We start from the raw sequence: 18,820 nt of genomic DNA, 5'->3' as shown, positions 1-18,820 counted from the left end.
TCTCGTGTCACTGCTTGATCGGCAGCTGGATCGGCGACTGCAGCGGCGCCGACTCTTGCTCGGCGCGGCGCGCCGCGGCGGCGGCTTCCGCTTCGGCGGCGGCACGGGCCTCGGCTTCCTGTTGCAGCTGTTCCAGCTGGGCCGGGGTCAGCAGTTGCAGGCGCAGGGACAGCTGCTGGATCAGCTCGCGGCGCATTTCCTGGCGCAGCTGGCCGGATTCCTGGCTGGAGCCGATCAGATTGTTCTCGTCGTGCACGTAGATGCTCTGCACTTCCAGCTTGTCCTGCAGTAACAGCAGGTTCTTCTCGCCGCGGATCTCGTAGTCCAGGCGGGTGGTCAGTTCGAGCTCGGCACTGCGCGCGCTGCCGCTGCGGCTGGCGGTGCGCTGGGTTTCCTGCTCGTTGGCCAGGAACAGGCGGTAGGGCGCGCCGTTGTGGACTTTCACGCCGCTGTTCTCGAGCAGCTGGCGCAGCTGCTTGGCGGTATCGCTGTAGGCGTTGCGCGCCTGCAGGTCGATTTCCTTGACGGCGAACTCGGCGCTGCCAGTGCCGCGCAGCTGGAAGCCGCAGGCGCTGAGCAGAACGGCCAGACCTATTACCACCAGATTCCGTTTCATCATTCTCTTCTATCCCCTTGGAGAGCCCCGGCGCCATGCGGGCATGGCGCCGAGCTTAAAGCAGTTTTCAGTTGGCAACGATGTTGACCAGCTTGCCCGGCACGACGATGACCTTGCGGATGGTCACGCCTTCGGTGAAGCGCTGCACGTTCTCGTTGGCGCGGGCGGCGGCTTCGACTTCCTCGCGCGAGGCCGAGGCCGGCACTTCGATCTGGCCGCGCAGCTTGCCGTTGACCTGGATGACCAGGGTCAGGCTGTCCTGCACCAGGGCCGACTCGTCCACCGGCGGCCACTGTGCGTCGATGATCGCTCCGGTCTTGCCCAGGCGCTGCCACAGCTCGTGGCAGATGTGCGGGGTGATCGGCGCGAGCAGCAGGGCCACGGTCTCCAGGCCTTCCTGCAGCAGGGCGCGGTCCTGTTCGGTAGCAGTCGCCGCCTTTTCCAGCACGTTCATCAGGGTCATCACCTGGGCGATGGCGGTGTTGAACTTGTGGTGCTGGCCCACGTCGTTGCTGGCCTGGCGGATGGCCAGGTGGATGGCGCGGCGCACGGCCTTCTGCTCGTCAGTCAGACTGGCGACATCCAGCTGGCCCGGCAGGCCGGCGCTGACGTGGCTGTGGGCCAGGCGCCAGACACGACGGAGGAAACGGTTGGCGCCTTCGATGCCGGCGTCCGACCACTCGCAGCTCATGTCGGGCGGCGAGGCGAACATCATGAACAGGCGGCAGGTGTCGGCGCCGTAGGCGTCGATCATGGCCTGCGGGTCGACGCCGTTGTTCTTCGACTTGGACATCTTCTCGGTGCCGCCGATTTCCACCGGCAGGCCGTCGCTCTTCAGCTTGGCGCCGATGACCTTGGCCTTGGCGTCACGCTCGACTTCCACGTCGGCCGGGTTGAACCAGTCCTTGCCGCCGTTTTCCAGGGTGCGGTAGTAGGTCTCGGCGACCACCATGCCCTGGGTCAGCAGGTTCTTGAACGGCTCGTTGGAGGTGACCAGGCCCTCGTCGCGCATCAGCTTGTGGAAGAAGCGCGCGTACAGCAGGTGCAGGATGGCGTGCTCGATGCCGCCGATGTACTGGTCTACCGGCAGCCAGTGGTTGGCGGCCTGCGGGTCGACCATGCCGCCGGTGTAGTTCGGCGAGGCGTAGCGCGCGTAGTACCAGGACGACTCGACGAAGGTGTCCATGGTGTCGGTTTCGCGCTTGGCCGGGCTACCGCATTTCGGGCAGCTGCATTCGTAGAACTCGGGCATCTTGGCCAGCGGCGAACCGGCGCCGTCCGGTACCACGTCTTCCGGCAGGACTACCGGCAGCTGGTCTTCCGGCACCGGCACGTCGCCACAGCTCGGGCAGTGGATGATCGGGATCGGGCAGCCCCAGTAGCGCTGGCGGCTGATGCCCCAGTCGCGCAGGCGGAACTGGGTCTTGCGTGCGCCATGGGCGCTGGCTTCCAGATCGGCGACGATGGCGTCGAAGGCGGCGCTGAAGTCCAGGCCGTCGTATTTGCCGGAGTTGATGGTGGTCAGGCCGGCCTTGTCGCCGTACCAGTCCTGCCAGGTGCTGGCGTCGTAGTCCTTGTCCGCCGCGACATACACCTGCTGGATCGGCAGGTCGTACTTGTTGGCGAACTCGAAGTCACGCTCGTCGTGCGCCGGCACGGCCATCACCGCGCCTTCGCCGTAGCCCCACAGCACGTAGTTGGCGACGAACACCGGCAGCTTGTCGCCGGTCAGCGGATGGATGACGAACTGGCCGGTGGCCAGGCCCTTCTTCTCCATGGTGGCCATATCGGCCTCGGCCACGGAGCCGGACTTGCACTCGGCGATAAAGGCGGCAATTGCCGGGTTGGATTCGGCGGCGCGCTGGGCCAGCGGGTGCTCGGCGGCCACGGCCACGTAGGTGGCGCCCATCAGGGTGTCGGGGCGGGTCGAATAGACTTTGAGCTGGCCATCGATGCCGATGCTGGCGACATCGTAGTCGAACACGATGTCGGCACCGAAGCTCTTGCCGATCCAGTTGCGCTGCATGGTCTTGACCTGCTCGGGCCAGCCTTCCAGCTCGTCCAGACTGCTCAGCAGCTCCTCGGCGTAAGCGGTGATCTTGAAGTAGTACATCGGGATTTCGCGCTTCTCGATCAGCGCGCCCGAGCGCCAGCCACGGCCGTCAATGACCTGCTCGTTGGCCAGCACGGTCTGGTCGACCGGGTCCCAGTTCACGGTGCCGTTCTTGCGGTAGATCACGCCTTTCTCGAACAGGCGGGTGAACAGCCACTGTTCCCAGCGGTAGTAGTCCGGCTTGCAGGTGGTGACTTCGCGGGTCCAGTCGATGGCCAGGCCCAGCGATTTCAGCTGGGACTTCATGTAGGCGATGTTCTCGTAGGTCCACTTGGCCGGCGCGACCTTGTTCTTCATCGCGGCGTTTTCGGCCGGCATGCCGAAGGCGTCCCAGCCCATCGGCTGCAGCACGTTCTTGCCCTGCATGCGCTGGTAGCGGGCGATCACGTCACCGATGGTGTAGTTGCGCACGTGGCCCATGTGCAGCTTGCCGCTCGGGTAGGGGAACATCGACAGGCAATAGAAGGTGTCCTTGCCGGGTTGTTCGGTCACGACAAAGGACTTTTCCGCGTCCCATTGGGCTTGGGCGGCGGCTTCGATTTCACGGGGCGAGTACTGTTCGTGCATGGGCTTCTGGCGCTGGAAAGAGGGCTTTCGAGAAACGCCGTAGCATACATGACCCCCCCTGATTCAGGGAAACCCTGATTGTGCCTCGGCCGCCGTTTGTCGCGGCGTCCGGCCTCGCTCGGGGCGGGCGCTAAGCTTGCCAGAGGGAGGCGCGCGGTAGGCGCCCGGTCGAGGTGAGGGATGGCAGAGTCGCGGCGTGCGGAGTTGGGCGGAGGGCTCTATGAGCGGCTGCTGCAGCGCCTGGCCCTGGCCCTGCAGGAAGCGGACACTGCGACCCGCCTGCATCAGGCTCCGCCGGACGAGCTGGAGCTGAGTGGCCTGACGCCCGCCGAGCTGGAGCTGATCCGCGCCTACCTGGATCGTGACCTTCACTGGTTGCGCGGCTGGCATGCCGCCGCCGAGGAGCTGGCGCTGATCGAGCAACTGCCAGCCACCGCCAGCAAAGCGGTCACCAAGCTGCCGGCGCGGGCGGCCAGCAAGTCGCTGCCGCGTGGCAAGCCGATGATCAAGAAGCGCCAGCAGCTGTGCTGCGCGCTCTGTGGCACGGTTGCCCAGGTGCAGCGCGGTGAAGGCGTGCTGCCGTGCAGCGCCTGCGGTTCCAAGCTGTTTCGTGCCGGTCAGCCACGTTAGCGCTCGACTACCCTGGGCTTAGCTCATAACCTCCGGCCACTGGAGGTGCCCATGGAACTGCGCTTTATCCTCAAACAACTGATCCTGCCGCCCGGTGGCCTGATGCTGCTGATCCTGTTGGCCTGGCTGCTGTGGGCCTGGACGGGGCGGCCGCGGCTGGCGGTGGCGTGCCTGGTGGCTGGTCTGGGAGGGCTGTGGCTGCTCAGCCTGCCGGCCGTGGTGGAGTGGGCCGCGCGGCTGATCGAGCGCGAGCCGGCGCTGGTCGAGGCGCAGTGGCCCGGCCTGGCGCAACGCTCTCAGGTCATCGTGGTGCTCGGCTCCGGGCGCGAGGAGGCCGATCCGGCCTGGGGCAGCGACCAACCCAGCGCCACCGCCATCGAACGCCTGCGTTATGCCGCGCGCCTGCACCGGGCCTCGGACCTGCCGCTGCTGATCAGCGGCGGGCTGCACTACGGTCAGCCACCCAGCGAGGCGGCGATGATGGCGGATGTACTGCAGCGCGACTTCGGCGTGGCAACCCGCTGGCGTGAGGAGCGCAGCCGCACCACCTGGGAGAACGCGCTGTTCACTGCGGAGCTGCTCAAGGCGCAGGGTGTGAATCGCGTGGTGCTGGTGACCCAGGCCGCGCACATGCCGCGGGCGCGCTGGTGCTTCGAGCGTGCCGGGCTTGAGGTGGTGGCGGCGCCGCTGGGCTTTCTCGGTGTGCCCAACGAGCGCCCGCTGGGCGGCTGGCTGCCGGAGGGCAAGGCGCTGTGGCAAAGCACGCGCCTGCTCAACGAGGCGATCGGGCTGGCGGTCTATCCGCTGCTCTATCGCTGAGACGGCCCGCGTTCAGGCTGCCTGCGGACTGAGGCCGCGAGCCGCGCGGCGGCGGGCGAAGAAGGCCCAGCCCAGCAGCAGGCTGCACAGCGCGACCAGCGGCCAGGCGCGCCATTGCAGGTAGGGCGTCAGACCCTGCATCGGCTGCACTTCGCCATAGAGGATGGCCTGCTGGAACTGCGGGATCTGCGCGCTGATGCGGCCTTGCGGGTCGATCAGTGCGGTGACGCCGTTGTTGGTGGCGCGGATCATCCAGCGGCCTGCTTCGAGGGCGCGCATCTGTGCCATCTGCAGATGTTGCAGCGGGCCGATCGAGGTGCCGAACCAGGTGTCGTTGCTCACCGTCAGTAGCAGGTCGCTGCGCGCGGCCAGGCCGGCGGCGAATTCCGGGTACACGACTTCATAGCAGATAAAGGGCGCGATCTTCAGTCCCTTGGCCTGCAGCGGGGCCTGGTCGGCGGGGCCGCGGGCGAAGTCGGACATGGGCAGGTCGAAGAAGGCGATCAGGCCGCGCAGCACTTCCTGCAGCGGCACGTACTCGCCGAACGGCACCAGTTTCTGCTTCAGGTAGGTGCCTTCGCCCCAGCCGGTGACGGTGATCGCGTTGTAGTAGCGCTTCTCGCCGCGCTCGTTGGCCTGGCGCAGCGGCACGCCGGTGATCAGCGCGGCGTCACGCTCGGCGGCGACGCGGCCCATCACGGTGAGGTAGCCCTCGGCGTATTCCTTGAGCACCGGCACGGCGGTTTCCGGCCAGACGATCAGGTCGGCGGGGCGGCTGCTCAGGGTCATGTCGCGGTAAAGGTTCAGCTGGGCCTCGAGCTGGGCCGGGTCCCACTTCATGTTCTGCTCGACGTTGCCCTGCAGGGCGGCGACCTTGAGGGGTTCACCCTTACTGGCGGTCCAGGCGTGGCCCTGCAGTGCCAGGCCAGCGCCCCAGGGTGCAAGCAGCAGGAGCAGGGCGGCAGCCAGGCGTGGTTTGTCGCCGAGCAGGCGGGGCAGGTTGACCAGCAGCGCGGCCGACAGCGCCAGGCTGAGGGAAATCAGCCACATGCCGCCGACCGGCGCCAGCCCGGCCAGCGGTCCGTACAGCTGGCTGTAGCCGGCATAGAGCCAGGGGAAGCCGGTAAGGAACCAGCCGCGGAACGCTTCCTGGGCCAGCCACAGGGCGGCGAAGGCCAGGGCGTCGCTGACTGGAGCATCGTTGCGGCGCAGCCAGCTCGCCCACAGCCAGGCCGGTAGGGCGAAGAACAGGGCGACCCCGGCACAGAAACCTACGGTGAGGAAGGCGGCCAGGGCCGGCGAGGCGGCGCCGTAGTCGTGGATGCTGACGTAGATCCAGCTGGTGCCGGCGAGGAACAGGCCGAGGCCGTAGCACCAGCCGCGCAGCAGCGCCTGGCGCGGGTTCAGCTCACGCAGGCCAAGGTAGAAGAGGGCGATGGCCAGCAGGGCCAGCGGCCAGATATCGAAGGGAGCCAGGGCCAGGGTGGTGGTGGCGCCGCCGGCGAGAGCCAGCAGGTTGCCCGGCCAGCCGGGTTGGGTGATCCAGCGCATCGTGCGTCCTTGATCGGGAATTCTGGCGGGCAAGGGTACTGGAAGGGAGGAAGGCTCGGAAGCCGGCATAGAACCTGCTTACAACCCTGCGAGCTAGAGCCAGGCTAGGCCAAAACAGGCGAGGACGCGGAGTTTACGAGCTGTAAATGAGCAGTCCGAGCCTGTTTTTAACGACGCATGGCCGACGCGCAGCAGGTTGTATGCGGGTTCTTAGCGCTCCAGCGGAGTCAGGCGCAGCAGGTGCACGCGGCGGCTGTCGGCGTTGAGCACGCGGAAGCGGTACTCGCCGATCTCGGTCACTTCGTTGCGCTTGGGCAGGTGGCCGAAGGCATTCATCACCAGGCCGCCGACGGTGTCGAACTCGCTGTCGGGGAACTCGGTGTCGAAGGCTTCGTTGAAGTTCTCGATCGGGGTCAGCGCCTTGATCAGGAAATCACCGGACGGCAGCGGCTTGATGTAGCTGTCTTCCTCGACATCGTGCTCGTCCTCGATGTCGCCGACGATCTGCTCGAGCACGTCCTCGATGGTCACCAGGCCGGCCACGCCGCCGTATTCGTCAATCACCACGGCCATGTGGTTGTGGTTGGCGCGGAACTCGCGCAGCAGCACGTTGAGGCGCTTGGACTCCGGCACGAAGGTGGCCGGGCGCAGCAGCTGCTTGATATCGAACGGCTTGTCACTGCCGAGGATCAGCGGCAGCAGATCCTTGGCCAGGAGGATGCCGATCACTTCGTCGAGGCTTTCGCCGATCACCGGGTAGCGCGAGTGGGCGGAGTCGATGATCGCCGGGAGGAACTCCTGCGGCGAGTGGCTGGCCTTGATGCTGACCATCTGCGAGCGCGGCACCATGATGTCGCGCACCTGCAGGTCGGCGACCTGGATGGCGCCCTCGACGATGGCCAGCGCCTCGCTGTCGAGCAGCTTGTTCTGGTGGGCTTCGCGCAGGACTTCCAGCAGCTCCTGGCGGTTTCTCGGCTCATGAGCAAAAGCCTGGGTCAGCTTGTTGAACCAGGACTTCTGCTCGTTGCTCGATCGGTCTTCGCTCATGGTGAGTCTCGGTGTCTTCCTATTCTTCGGCGTACGGGTCGGGGTGACCCAGTTCGGCCAGCAATTCTCGTTCCAGCGCTTCCATCTCCTCGGCTTCCTCGTCTTCGAGGTGGTCGTAGCCCAGCAGATGCAGGCAGCCGTGGATGACCAGGTGGGCCCAGTGGGCCTCCGGGGTCTTGCCCTGTTCGCGGGCTTCGCGCTCGACCACCGGCACGCAGATCACCAGGTCGCCGAGCAGCGGGATATCGAGGATTCCCTCGGGTACCTCGGCCGGGAAGGACAGCACGTTGGTGGCGTAGTCCCTGTGCCGCCAGGTGTGGTTCAGCTCGCGGCCTTCGGCTTCGTCGACCAGACGGATGGTCAGCTCCGAGTCGGCCGTGCGCTGGCGCAGGGCCAGTTCGCACCAGCGGCGCAGCTGTGCCTCGCTGGGTAGGTCGGTGGCGGTGGAGGCGTTCTGCAGGTCCAGTTCAAGCATGCGGCTGGCCTTTGCTTTGTTCGTCCTGCTGCTCTTCGAAGCGCTCGTAGGCTTCGACGATGCGCTGCACCAGCGGATGACGCACCACGTCCTTGGGCTGGAAGTGGGTGAAGCTGATGCCGGGGACGTCCTTCAGTACCTTCATCACGTGGGCCAGGCCGGACTTGGTGCCGCGCGGCAGGTCGACCTGGGTGACGTCGCCGGTGATCACGGCGGTGGAACCGAAGCCGATTCGGGTGAGGAACATCTTCATCTGCTCGAGCGTGGTGTTCTGACTCTCGTCGAGAATGATGAAGCTGTTGTTAAGGGTGCGGCCGCGCATGTAGGCCAGCGGCGCGATTTCGATCACCTGTTTCTCGATCAGCTTGGCCACGTTGTCGAAGCCGAGCATCTCGTACAGCGCGTCATACAGCGGGCGCAGATAGGGGTCGATCTTCTGCGCCAGGTCGCCGGGGAGGAAACCGAGCTTCTCGCCGGCCTCGACCGCCGGGCGCACCAGCAGGATGCGCCGCACCTGCTCGCGCTCCAGCGCGTCCACCGCGCAGGCCACGGCCAGGTAGGTCTTGCCGGTACCGGCCGGACCGATGCCGAAGTTGATGTCGTTGTCGAGGATCGCCTTGACGTAGCGCTGCTGGTTGGCGCCGCGCGGCTTGATCGCACCCTTCTTGGTGCGCAGGGTCACGCCGGCGTCGGCCTTGCCGCTGTCCAGCGCTTCCAGGCCGGACTCCTGCAGGTACAGATGCACCAGTTCCGGCGACAGCTCGGCGCTCTTGGTCTCGCGGTACAGGCGGCGCAGCAGGTTCTCGGCGGACTGGGTGTGCTTGCTCGGCCCGACCAGCTCGAACTGGTTGCCGCGGTTGCGGATCTCGATGGACAGGCGCTGTTCGATCAGGCGCAGGTGCTCGTCGAACTGGCCGCAGAGGTTGGCGAAGCGGCGCGCTTCGTAGGGTTCGAGGGTGAAACGGTGCGGTTCTATGGAGGCGTTCAATGGGGTCCGGTTGCCGCTGTGCGGCGGGAGTGATGGTCGAAGGATAACCCCAGGTGCCCGAGGGCGAAAGTTCGGGCGCCTGGTGGAGGGCTAGCCGTTAGTCGATAAGGGTGCCGCGCAGCGAGTGGGGCAGGGCGCCATCGATGTGCACATTGACGAACTGGCCGATCAGCGCGGGGTTGTCCGAGCGGAAGTTGACGATGCGGTTGTTCTCGGTGCGGCCCTGGAGCATGCCGGGGTCTTTCTTCGAGTAATCGCTGACCAGGATGCGCTGGGTGCTGCCGGTCATCTTGTGGCTGATCTCGTAGCCCTGCTGGTGGATGCGGCTCTGCAGGATCTGCAGGCGCTGCTTCTTCACCTCGTCCGGGGTGTCGTCGACCAGGTCGGCGGCCGGGGTGCCGGGGCGCGCGCTGTAGATGAAGGAGAAGGAGAAGTCGAAGCCGACATCCTCGATCAGTTTCATGGTCTGTTCGAAGTCTTTCTCGGTCTCGCCGGGGAAGCCGACGATGAAGTCCGAGCTGATGCAGATGTCCGGCACCGCCGCCTTCAGCTTGCGGATGCGCGACTTGTATTCCAGCGCCGTGTGGTTGCGCTTCATCGCTGCCAGGATGCGGTCCGAGCCGGACTGCACCGGCAGGTGGAGGAACTTCACCAGCTGCGGAATCTCGGCGTGGGCCTGGATAATGGCGTCGGAGAACTCCAGCGGGTGGCTGGTGGTGTAGCGGATGCGCTCGATGCCGTCGATGGTCGCCACCGCGTAGAGCAGGTCGGCGAAGTCGGCAATGGTGCCGTCCGGGGTTTCGCCACGGTAGCCGTTGACGTTCTGGCCGAGCAGGGTGACTTCCTTGACGCCTTTTTCGGCCAGCTGGGTGATTTCCAGCAGCACGTCGCCCAGCGGGCGGCTGACTTCTTCGCCGCGGGTATAGGGCACCACGCAGAAAGTGCAGTACTTGCTGCAGCCTTCCATGACCGAAACGAAGGCGCTGGGGCCGTCAACGCGCGGCTCGGGCAGGCGGTCGAACTTCTCGATCTCGGGGAAGCTGATGTCGACCTGCGCCTTCTTGGTGGTGCGCGCGGCGTCGATCATCTCCGGCAGGCGGTGCAGGGTCTGCGGGCCGAACACCACATCGACGTAGGGCGCGCGGTCACGGATGGCGGCGCCTTCCTGGCTGGCCACGCAGCCGCCGACGCCGATCACCAGGTCCGGGTTCTCCTGTTTCAGTTCGCGCCAGCGGCCCAACTGGGAAAACACCTTTTCCTGGGCTTTTTCGCGGATCGAGCAGGTGTTGAGGAGGATCACGTCGGCTTCGGCCGGGTTTTCCGTGACTTCCAGGGCCTGGTGTTCGCCCAGCAGGTCGACCATGCGCGAGCTGTCGTACTCGTTCATCTGGCAACCGTGGGTCTCGATATAAAGCTTCTTGGCCATCTGCGTGCGTCGGGGGTGGTTCGATAGGACCGCGCATTATAGGGGGCGACCGCCTGCCTTCCTAGCGTTGCCTGTCCGGCCCCTGTAAGATCGCGCCCCCGATTTGCAGCAGTCCTCTATCCTTCTTCCCATGAGCAAGCGCGAACCCATCTACAAGGTGATCTTCATCAACCAGGGCCAGGTGTACGAGATGTACGCCAAGCAGATCTATCAGAGTGATCTGTGGGGCTTCCTGGAGGTGGAGGAGTTCGTCTTCGGCGAGCGCACCCAGGTGGTGGTCGACCCCAGCGAGGAGAAGCTCAAGGCGCAGTTCGAGGGCGTGGTGCGCAGCTTCGTGCCGATGCACTCGATCGTGCGCATCGACGAGGTGGAGCGTCTGGGGACGCCGAAGATCAGCGAGGCCAAGGGTGGCGGCAACGTGATGCCGTTTCCCATGCCGATGCCCGAGAAATAGCGCTCAGTTGGGCGCGAAGGCCGGTACCTGCGGGCTGCCGAGCGTGCCGCCCTGGCCCGGCGTGAAGCCTGAGCCGGGTGTGCTGGGCGTGCTGTCGATGTGCTGCAGTTCCAGCAGGTAGCTGCGGAAAATCTGTCCCAGCACCTGGGTGGCGACCTGTAGCTCCTCGCGCTGCATGCGCTCGGCCACCTGGTCGGCGCTGTCCATCGCCTCGTCCGAGCCGTTCACTGCCGCCATCTTCAAGACGATGTAGGCCTGTACGTTGTTGGCCTGTACGCCCTCGCCGCGGAAGAACATGGTGCCCAGGCGCAGCTGAGCCTGGGCATTGCCCTGCAGCGAGGCTTGTTCGAACCAGCGCAGGGCCTGGGGCAGGTCGCGCGGGGCACTTTGCCCCTGATAGAAGAACTCGCCGAGCTCGTACTGGGCCAGGGCATCGCCCTGTTGGGCCAGTTGCTGGCAGGCGGCAATGGCCTGGGAGAGGTATTCGGGGGCGGTGTTCAGCGCGCAGCGGGCGGTGGCCGGGACCAGCAAGGAGTTGTCGCCTGCGTGGGCCAGCAAGGGAGAAGCGAGCAACAGGCAACCCAGAAGCAGGTTGCGGCCGGTGCGGTTCATGGAAATCGGAACGCCTCGCGGAACGGGTCGGGCCTCATGCCCTGCCGGCTGAATGCGCCGACCATCACATTATGTGATAAGCCGAGGTGTCCTTACAAAGTCTTTACCGGGATTTCCTCGCGAGCCGTTGCGCGAAGCGTCAGCAGCAGCCAGGCCAGCAGCGGGTAAGCCGGGGTCAGCAGGGCATGAAACAGGTCGACCCGGCGTAACGGGCCGATAAAGCCTTCGGTGCCCACGGCCAGGCCGGCGACCAGAAACAGACTGACCACGCCCAGCGCGGCCAGGCCCGGCAGGCGCTGCGGCCAGCGGCTCAGGCCGGCGTAGAGGATCAGCAGCAGGGTGGTCAGGCTCAGGGCCAGGCGATAACCCGGGTCGATTCCCAGCACACGAGCCCCGATGAACAGTCCGACCAGCGCCAGCAGGCAGACCGTCCAGACCGAGCGGCCCCAGGCCAGTCCCCGTGCCAGCGCCAGCGCGGCCAGGCCGAGCAGGGGCAGCCCAAGCACGGCGCTGAGCTGGCTGAAGGCACGGTGTTTGTCCATCCAGCTCGGATCCAGGCCATAGCGCACCGCGCCGCACAGGGCGGCCGTGGCGGTCAGGCCGAAGCCCAGCAGCAACGCGCGCAGCACCGGCTGACCGGCAAAGGCCGGGCGCAGCCAGAGCAGGCTGGCCAGGCAGGCCAGCGCCAGAACGGCGTCACTCAGCGCGGTGCTGTATTGCATCACTTGAGCTGGGCGAAGGCGCGCTCGGCGGCGGCGAAGGTGATCTCCAGCTCCTTGTCGCCGTGGGCGATGGAGGTGAAGCCGGCTTCGAAGGCGCTCGGCGCCAGGTACACGCCGCCTTCCAGCATCAGGTGGAAGAATTTGTTGAAGCGCGCCGCATCGCTCGCCATGACGTCAGCGAAGGTGACGATTTCGTCGGCGCCGCTGAAGTACAGGCCGAACATGGCCCCGGCCTGGGTGGTGACGAAGGGGATGCCGGCGGCATCGGCACGCTCCTGCAGGCCGGCGAGCATGCGGCTGGTGAAGTCGGACAGTTCGGCGTGGAAGCCCGGGCGGCTGATCAGCTTGAGGGTGGTCAGGCCGGCGGCCATGGCCAGCGGGTTACCCGACAGGGTGCCGGCCTGGTAGACCGGGCCGAGCGGGGCGATGCATTCCATGATGGCGCGCTTGCCACCGAAGCAGCCGACCGGCATGCCGCCGCCGACGATCTTGCCGAAGGTCGACAGGTCCGGGGTGACGCCGTAGTGCGCCTGGGCACCGCCGAGGGCGACGCGGAAGCCGGTCATCACTTCGTCGAAGATCAGCACCACGCCGTGCTTGTCGCACTGCTCGCGCAGACCCTCGAGGAAGCCCGGTGCCGGCGGCACGCAGTTCATGTTGCCGGCGACCGGCTCGACGATGATGCAGGCGACGGTCGAACCGACTTCGGCGAGGGTCTTCTCGACGGCGGCGATGTCGTTGTAGGGCAGGGTCAGGGTGTGCTTGGCGAAGTCCGCCGGCACGCCAGCCGAGCTCGGCACGCCCTGGGTCAGCAGGCCGGAACCGGCCTTGACCAGCAGGCTGTCGGAATGCCCGTGGTAGCAGCCTTCGAACTTGATGATGGCGTCGCGGCCGGTGTAGCCGCGGGCCAGGCGGATGGCGCTCATGGTCGCCTCGGTGCCGGAGCTGACCATGCGCACCAGTTCCATCGACGGCACGATGGCGCAGACCAGGTCGGCCATCTCCACTTCCAGCGCGGTCGGCGCGCCATAGGACAGGCCGTGTTCCAGCTGCTTGCGCACCGCGTCCAGCACCTGCGGGTGGGCGTGGCCGAGGATCATTGGGCCCCAGGAACCGACGTAGTCGACGTAGCGCTTGTCGTCCTCGTCGATCACATAGGCGCCTTCGGCGTGCTTGAAGAACAGTGGGGTGCCGCCAACGCTGCGGAAGGCGCGCACCGGCGAGTTGACGCCGCCGGGGATGTGTTTCTGGGCGTTGGCGAACAGGGCTTCGGAACGGGACATGACGGGTCTCTTTGTAAAGGGGCTCGAATCAGGAAGGCGTGAACAGCGCGCCGAAGGCACGCGCGCGGGCCTCCACCTCGGTGGCGGAGGGCGCGGAAAACAGGGCGTGAACCACCGCCAGCAGGTCGGCGCCGCGGCCAATCAGCTCGGTACCGTTGTCCAGGCTGACGCCGCCGATGGCGATGATCGGCAGGGCGAAACGCGCACGCGCCTGCTCCAGCAGCTCGGGCGTGGCGCTCGGCGCGCCGGGCTTGGTCTGCGAAGTGAAGAAGCGGCCAAATGCGATGTAGCTGGCGCCTTCGCGGGCGGCCTGCTCGGCCAGCGCCAGGCTGGCATGGCAGGTGGCGCCAATGATCGCCTTGCGCCCGAGCAGAGCGCGGGCGGCGGACAGCGAGCCGTCGCCCTGGCCCAGGTGCAGGCCGACGCCCAGGCGCGCGGCCAGTTCGGCGTCGTCGTTGATGATCAGTTCGGCGCCGTGGCGCGCACAGAGTTCGGCCAGGGCCGAGGCTTCGCGCAGGCGACGGGCCTGGTCGTCGGACTTGTCGCGGTACTGCAGCAGACGTGCGCCGCCCTTCAGCGCTGCTTCCACATAGGGCAGCAGGCGACCATCGGCCAGCAGCTGGCTGTCGGTGATGGCGTAGAGGCCGCGCAACGGGCTACTCACGAGCAGAAGTCCAGGGGCAGGCGGCGCGGCACGAACTGGCCGTGGCCGGGTTGTTCGGCGTCACGCAGGGTGCGCCAGGTGTAATCGAGGGCGCTGCGTACGGCGCTGACCACTTCCTCGCCCAGGGCCAGGCGCCCCGCCAGGGTGCTGGCCAGGGTGCAGCCGGAGCCGTGGTAGCTGCCCGGCAGGCGCGCGCAGGTGAAGGTGTGGCTGTCGCCGCCGCGCACATAGAGGCGGTTGTGCACTTCGGCCTCGTCGCCGTGGCCGCCGGTGATCAGCAGGTGCTGGCAGTAGGCGGAAAGCTTCGCGGCGCATTCGTCCGCGGTGCCCTCGGGCAGCTCGGCGAGGATGCGCGCTTCCGGCAGGTTGGGTGTGGCCACGGCGGCAATCGGCAGCAGGCGCTCGCGCATGGCGTAGCCGACGTCGTCCTTGCCCAGCGAGCCGCCGCCGCCGGCGCGCAGCACCGGGTCGCAGACCAGTGGAACGCCGGGCAGCGCCTGCATGATCTCGACCACGGTATCGACCATCTCCACCGAGCCGAGCATGCCCAGCTTGACGGCGGCTACCGGCAGATCGGCGATGATGGCGCGGGCCTGGGCCAGCACCCAGTCGCGGTCGAGTACGCGGAAGTTGCTGACGTTGACCGTGTCCTGCACGGTCAGCGCGGTGACCGCCGGGGCGGCGTGGCAGCCCTGGGCGAGCAGGGCTTCGATGTCCGCCTGCAGGCCGGCACCCCCGGAGGGATCATGACCGGACAGGCAGAGGACGACGGGGCGGGAATTGTGTCTGTTCATGGCCGGCGAGCTTACCATCAAACGTCGCTCACAGGCCGTGGTGCTGGCGCAGGCGTTGCAGCTCGCCGTTGTCGCGAATGATCTGCAAACCCCGGTTGAACGCCTTCAGGGTGGATTCGGCATCCGCGCGTTTTTTCGGCAGAGCCAGGTGCAGGGTGGGTTGCAGGAGTGGGGGGCTGAGCAGGTCGATTTCGTCCCGATGCTCTGGAAAGTAACGGCCGATCAGGAACTCGGCCACCAGGTAGTCCATGAAGATCAGGTCTACCCGGCCGGCCAGCAGTTTGCTCAGGTTCTGCTGATCATCACGCGCAAACTCGCGGTGCAGCCCGGGAGCGGAGTCCAGGCCGGGGTGGTTCAGATAGCCTCTGACCAGGCCGATCTTCAGCCCGCGCAGTTCGCTCAGCGGAGGCAGGCCGCTTTCCTCGCGTTGCGTTGACAAGTGGCGTTCACGGAGCTTGAGCAGTCCGGCGGGGCCGCCGGGGAATGGGTCCGAGAAGAGGAAGTCCGGGCGTTGTTCGGGGGCGAAGTACTCCGGAAACAGGCCATCGACCTTACCCTGCTCTGCCAGGCTCAGCGCCCTGGCCCAGGGGTAGTAGCGCACCTCGATGTCGATGTCCACGGCGGCGAAGGCCGCGTGCACCACTGCCGAGGCATAGCCGCCGTCCTGCAGGGTCTGGCTGGTATAGGGCGGCCAGTCCAGCGTGCTCAGATACAGCTTTTGCTGGGCCTGCGCGTGCGGCGTAGCGATGGCCAACAGGCAAAGAAACGCCACCAGTCTCATCAGGCTTTTCCTCGGATGTGCGCCCGTTACTTCATCCTGGGGCTACTTTCCTCCGGCTGTCACAGACTGCTAGAGTTTGGTCGATCAATCAATTCGTGCCTGGAGGGCGCCTGTCGGTCAGGTGGCCGCGGCGTGTTTGCAGGCTCTGGCGGGGCGGCATGCGCTGTTTACTCCTTGGGCTGCTTTGCCTGATTCCTCTGTTGACTCAAGCCGTCGAGTTCGACGAACACACCCGTTATCTCTCGCTCGGCCCGCAGATGCAGGTGTTCGAGGATGTGCGTGGCGATGCCACCATCGAGCAGGTCAGTTCGGCGGCGCTGAGTGGCAGCTTCCGTACCAACGGCAAGGCGGTGCTCAATGCCGGCTACTCGCGCTCGGTGTTCTGGCTGCGTGTCGACCTGCTGTACCGCCCGCGCGAGGCTTCCACTGCGCGCAACTGGCTGCTAGAGCTGGCCTACCCGCCGCTGGACAACCTGGAGTTGTATCTGCCGGACGGTGCCGGCGGCTACAAGCTGGCGGCGCGGACCGGCGACGCATTGCCGTTCTCCAGCCGGCAGATCAAGCAGAACAACTTCCTCTTCGAGCTGGGCCTTAACCCCGGCGAACCGCTGCGCCTTTACCTGCGTGCGCAGAGTCAGGGGTCGATGCAGATGCCGCTTGGGTTGTGGGCGCCGGAAGCCTTCATCGAGGCGCAGCCGACGCGCATCTATGTGTTGGGCATCATCTACGGCGTGCTGCTGGTGATGCTGATCTACAACCTGTTCATCTTCCTCAGCGTCCGTGATACCAGCTACCTCTACTACATCCTCTACATCGCTTCCTTCGGGTTGTATCAGGTGTCGGTCAACGGCGCCGGCATCCAGTACTTCTGGCCGAACGACCCCTGGTGGGCCAATGCGTCGACGCCCTTCCTGATCGGTTCGGCGGCGCTGTTCGGCTGTCAGTTCGCGCGCAGCTTCCTGCACACCGGCGAGCACAGTCCCTGGGTCGACCGCCTGTTGCTGCTGCTGATGGCCGTCGGCGTGCTGACCATGGTGCTGGCCCTGACCACCAGTTATGCCACTGCGCTACGCCTGGCCACCTACCTGGCCCTGGCCTTTACCGTGGTCATCTTCACCGCCGGCATTCTGGCCTGGCTGCGCGGCATGCGCGTGGCGCGTTATTTCATCATTGCCTGGTCGGCCTTCCTGGTCGGTGGGGTGATCAATACCCTCATGGTGCTGGGTTACCTGCCCTATAACTTCTTCACCATGTACTCCAGCCAGTTCGGTTCGGCGCTGGAGGTAGGCCTGCTGTCGCTGGCCCTGGCTGACCGCATCAATGCGATGAAGGAAGAGCGTGCGCGTATCCTGCAGCAGGCCGGGGACGAGCTGGAGGCGCTGAACCGCGAGCTGGCCGAGAGTAACCGGCTCAAGGACGAGTTCCTCGCCACTGTGACCCATGAGCTGCGCACGCCGATGAACGGGGTGATCGGCTCTCTGGAGCTGATGCAGACGGTGAAGATGGATGTCGAGCTGGAGCAGTACCACAAGACTGCCGCGACGTCCGCGCGCGACATGATGCGCATGGTGGGCGATATCCTCGCGCTCACCGAGTTGCAGGCCGGCAAGCTCTACCCGCGGCGCGAGCCCTTCAGCCTGCGCGGGCTGGTCGATGGCCTGCGCGCGCAGTATTCCCCGCGCGCTACCGACAAGGGGCTGGGGTTCGTCGTCGAGCTGGAGGACAGCCTGCCCGATACCCTGGAAGGCGATGCCGGCAAACTGGCGCAGGCCCTGGGCTACCTGCTCGACAATGCCGTGAAGTTCTCCCATCAGGGGCAGGTCACCTTGCGTGTGCAGGCGGCAGGGCCGCTGTCGGGCAGCATGCCGTTGCGCATCGAGGTGCTCGATACCGGCATCGGCTTCATCGCGCCGGAAGAGGGCAAACTGTACCAGCGCTTCCACCAGCTGGATGGCTCCATGACCCGCCAGTACGGCGGTCTTGGGGTTGGCCTGGCGATTTGCCGGCAACTGGTCGAGCTGCTCGGCGGTCGTCTGCAGCATGCGTCCCTGCCGGGGCAGGGCAGCGCCTTCAGCGTCGAGCTGGAGCTCAAGCTGCCGGTGCAGCGCCATGATGCCGTGACCGGGCCGCGTCGCGTGGGGGGTGTGCCGCGGCGTACCCCGGAGCAGTGCACCGTGTTGATCGTCGAGGACAACCCGATCAACCAACTGGTGACGCGCGGCATGTTGCTCAAGCTGGGCTACCGGGTGCGCACGGCGGACAACGGTGCCGAGGCTCTGGAAATGCTGCGCAGCGAGCCGATCGACGCGGTGCTGCTGGACTGCCAGATGCCGCTGATGGACGGTTTTGCCACCTGCCGTGCGCTGCGTCAGCTGCCTGGCTGCGCCGACACCCCGGTGCTGGCCATTACCGCGCACAGCCACAGCGGTGACCGCGAGCGCTGCCTGGCTGCCGGCATGAGCGACTACCTGGCCAAGCCGGTGAAGTTCCTCGAACTGCAGGCCCTGTTGCACGACTGGGTGCTGTGCCGCCCTGCCGATAGCTGACAACGATTCGGCCGAGATTTGGCCGAATCGTCGTTTTAAACCCAAAATGAATCGTGATTCACTTTAGTCAACAACAGTGAATCCGGATTCATTCCATGGCCGCACTCCCTTCGACTTCCCGTATTGACCGCGCCCATGAGCTGCGCGAACGCATTCTGGCCTGCGCCCATGTGCGGGTCGCCGAGGGTGGTTTTGCCAGCCTGACCATGCAGGCCCTGGCCGAAGACGCCGGCGTTGCCACCGGCAGCCTGTACCGCCACTTCAGCGGCAAGGGCGAGCTGGCGGCAGAAGTCTTCAGCAATGCCTGCCGCATCGAGGTCGAGGCCCTGGCCGCCGTTCTGCGTGGCCCCGGCAGTGCCGGCCAGCGCCTGGCCGCCGGCCTCGAGCAGTTCGCCGCAAGGGCCTGGCACAGCCGCCGCCTGGCCTTCGCCCTGATCGCCGAGCCGGTCGAGCCGGAGGTCGACGAGCTGCGTCTGCTGTTTCGCGAGGCTTACGCCGAGCTGTTCGTCGATCTGCTGGACGAAGGCGTGCGGAGCGGCGAGTTCCGCGTCGAGCAGGTCAATCTGGTCGCCGCCTGCCTGGTTGGCGCCATTGCCGAAGCCCTGGTCGGGCCGCTCTCGCCGCCAGCGCGCGCGGCCCGCGATGCCGGCCTGCCGGCGGCGGACCTGGCCACCGTCAGCCAAGCGCTGATCACTTTCTGTTTGCGCGCAGTCGGCGCCCCGGAGTCCTGAC

Annotated in this window: 17 protein-coding genes and 1 pseudogene; 5 read left to right on the top strand and 13 right to left on the bottom strand. The window is 66.4% G+C overall.

Annotated elements, in window-relative coordinates; genetic code table 11:
• Positions 1-7: 7 nt before the first annotated feature.
• Complete coding sequence (locus ACOAPY_RS18310; protein ID WP_043216768.1) at positions 8-619, bottom strand: LPS-assembly lipoprotein LptE; 612 nt, start codon at positions 617-619, stop codon at positions 8-10.
• A 64-nt stretch (positions 620-683) separates the two neighbouring features.
• On the bottom strand, positions 684-3,296 hold the full coding sequence (gene leuS, locus ACOAPY_RS18305; protein WP_465154240.1) for a leucine--tRNA ligase: 2,613 nt from the start codon (positions 3,294-3,296) through the stop codon (positions 684-686).
• A gap of 180 nt (positions 3,297-3,476) precedes the next feature.
• Between leuS and ACOAPY_RS18300 the strand changes: the two genes are divergently transcribed.
• Both ACOAPY_RS18300 and ACOAPY_RS18295 read left to right on the top strand, forming a co-directional pair.
• The gene (locus ACOAPY_RS18300; protein ID WP_465154239.1) at positions 3,477-3,926 is read left to right on the top strand and encodes a hypothetical protein; all 450 of its coding nucleotides are present in this window, start codon (positions 3,477-3,479) and stop codon (positions 3,924-3,926) included.
• 51 nt (positions 3,927-3,977) lie between these two features.
• Complete coding sequence (locus tag ACOAPY_RS18295; protein WP_465154238.1) at positions 3,978-4,745, top strand: YdcF family protein; 768 nt, start codon at positions 3,978-3,980, stop codon at positions 4,743-4,745.
• A gap of 12 nt (positions 4,746-4,757) precedes the next feature.
• On the opposite strand, the gene lnt is transcribed toward ACOAPY_RS18295, so the two are convergent.
• The 5 genes from lnt to miaB form a co-directional block, all read right to left on the bottom strand.
• Positions 4,758-6,296 (bottom strand): apolipoprotein N-acyltransferase, encoded by a 1,539-nt coding sequence (gene lnt, locus ACOAPY_RS18290; RefSeq protein ID WP_465154237.1) that lies wholly within the window; start codon positions 6,294-6,296, stop codon positions 4,758-4,760.
• A 210-nt stretch (positions 6,297-6,506) separates the two neighbouring features.
• Entirely contained in the window at positions 6,507-7,343 is an 837-nt protein-coding gene (locus ACOAPY_RS18285) for an HlyC/CorC family transporter (RefSeq protein ID WP_021701861.1), read from the bottom strand.
• A gap of 19 nt (positions 7,344-7,362) precedes the next feature.
• Positions 7,363-7,818 carry an rRNA maturation RNase YbeY gene (gene ybeY / locus ACOAPY_RS18280; RefSeq protein ID WP_465154236.1) on the bottom strand — a complete coding sequence of 152 codons (456 nt, stop codon included), beginning with the start codon at positions 7,816-7,818 and terminating at the stop codon, positions 7,363-7,365.
• Positions 7,811-8,806 carry a PhoH family protein gene (locus ACOAPY_RS18275; RefSeq protein WP_465154235.1) on the bottom strand — a complete coding sequence of 332 codons (996 nt, stop codon included), beginning with the start codon at positions 8,804-8,806 and terminating at the stop codon, positions 7,811-7,813. Before ACOAPY_RS18275 ends, ybeY begins: the two co-directional genes overlap by 8 nt.
• 97 nt (positions 8,807-8,903) lie before the next feature.
• Positions 8,904-10,232 (bottom strand): tRNA (N6-isopentenyl adenosine(37)-C2)-methylthiotransferase MiaB, encoded by a 1,329-nt coding sequence (gene miaB / locus ACOAPY_RS18270; RefSeq protein WP_465154234.1) that lies wholly within the window; start codon positions 10,230-10,232, stop codon positions 8,904-8,906.
• 130 nt (positions 10,233-10,362) lie between these two features.
• On the opposite strand from miaB, the gene ACOAPY_RS18265 reads away from it, so the two are divergent.
• Entirely contained in the window at positions 10,363-10,686 is a 324-nt protein-coding gene (locus ACOAPY_RS18265; protein ID WP_021701865.1) for a DUF1820 family protein, read from the top strand.
• A gap of 75 nt (positions 10,687-10,761) precedes the next feature.
• On the opposite strand, the pseudogene ACOAPY_RS18260 reads toward ACOAPY_RS18265, so the two are convergent.
• From ACOAPY_RS18260 to ACOAPY_RS18235, 6 genes and pseudogenes are all read right to left on the bottom strand, one after another.
• Positions 10,762-11,298: pseudogene (locus ACOAPY_RS18260) on the bottom strand (tetratricopeptide repeat protein); the annotation flags it as partial.
• A 92-nt stretch (positions 11,299-11,390) separates the two neighbouring features.
• Positions 11,391-12,020, bottom strand: a complete 630-nt coding sequence (locus ACOAPY_RS18255) for a DUF6962 family protein (protein WP_465154233.1) — start codon at positions 12,018-12,020, stop codon at positions 11,391-11,393.
• The gene (gene hemL, locus ACOAPY_RS18250; RefSeq protein WP_465154232.1) at positions 12,020-13,303 is read right to left on the bottom strand and encodes a glutamate-1-semialdehyde 2,1-aminomutase; all 1,284 of its coding nucleotides are present in this window, start codon (positions 13,301-13,303) and stop codon (positions 12,020-12,022) included. The genes ACOAPY_RS18255 and hemL overlap by 1 nt, the downstream gene beginning before the upstream one ends.
• A gap of 28 nt (positions 13,304-13,331) precedes the next feature.
• On the bottom strand, positions 13,332-13,973 hold the full coding sequence (gene thiE / locus ACOAPY_RS18245; RefSeq protein WP_465156858.1) for a thiamine phosphate synthase: 642 nt from the start codon (positions 13,971-13,973) through the stop codon (positions 13,332-13,334).
• Complete coding sequence (locus ACOAPY_RS18240; RefSeq protein ID WP_465154231.1) at positions 13,964-14,761, bottom strand: hydroxymethylpyrimidine/phosphomethylpyrimidine kinase; 798 nt, start codon at positions 14,759-14,761, stop codon at positions 13,964-13,966. The genes thiE and ACOAPY_RS18240 overlap by 10 nt, the downstream gene beginning before the upstream one ends.
• A 28-nt stretch (positions 14,762-14,789) precedes the next feature.
• Positions 14,790-15,542: a substrate-binding periplasmic protein gene (locus ACOAPY_RS18235; RefSeq protein WP_465154230.1), complete on the bottom strand. Its 753-nt coding sequence runs from the start codon at positions 15,540-15,542 to the stop codon at positions 14,790-14,792.
• A 158-nt stretch (positions 15,543-15,700) separates the two neighbouring features.
• Between ACOAPY_RS18235 and ACOAPY_RS18230 the strand changes: the two genes are divergently transcribed.
• Positions 15,701-18,088, top strand: coding sequence for a hybrid sensor histidine kinase/response regulator (locus tag ACOAPY_RS18230; RefSeq protein WP_465154229.1), 2,388 nt, complete (start codon positions 15,701-15,703; stop codon positions 18,086-18,088).
• Between the two features lie 95 nt (positions 18,089-18,183).
• Positions 18,184-18,819: a TetR/AcrR family transcriptional regulator gene (locus ACOAPY_RS18225; protein WP_465154228.1), complete on the top strand. Its 636-nt coding sequence runs from the start codon at positions 18,184-18,186 to the stop codon at positions 18,817-18,819.
• Position 18,820: the final 1 nt, after the last annotated feature.

The sequence above is a fragment of the Pseudomonas stagnisoli genome, from assembly GCF_048595745.1.
Classification (GTDB): domain Bacteria; phylum Pseudomonadota; class Gammaproteobacteria; order Pseudomonadales; family Pseudomonadaceae; genus Aquipseudomonas; species Aquipseudomonas alcaligenes_A.
The sequence above is the reverse complement of the archived record's forward strand: the minus strand, read 5'-3'. Positions and strand labels throughout refer to the sequence as shown.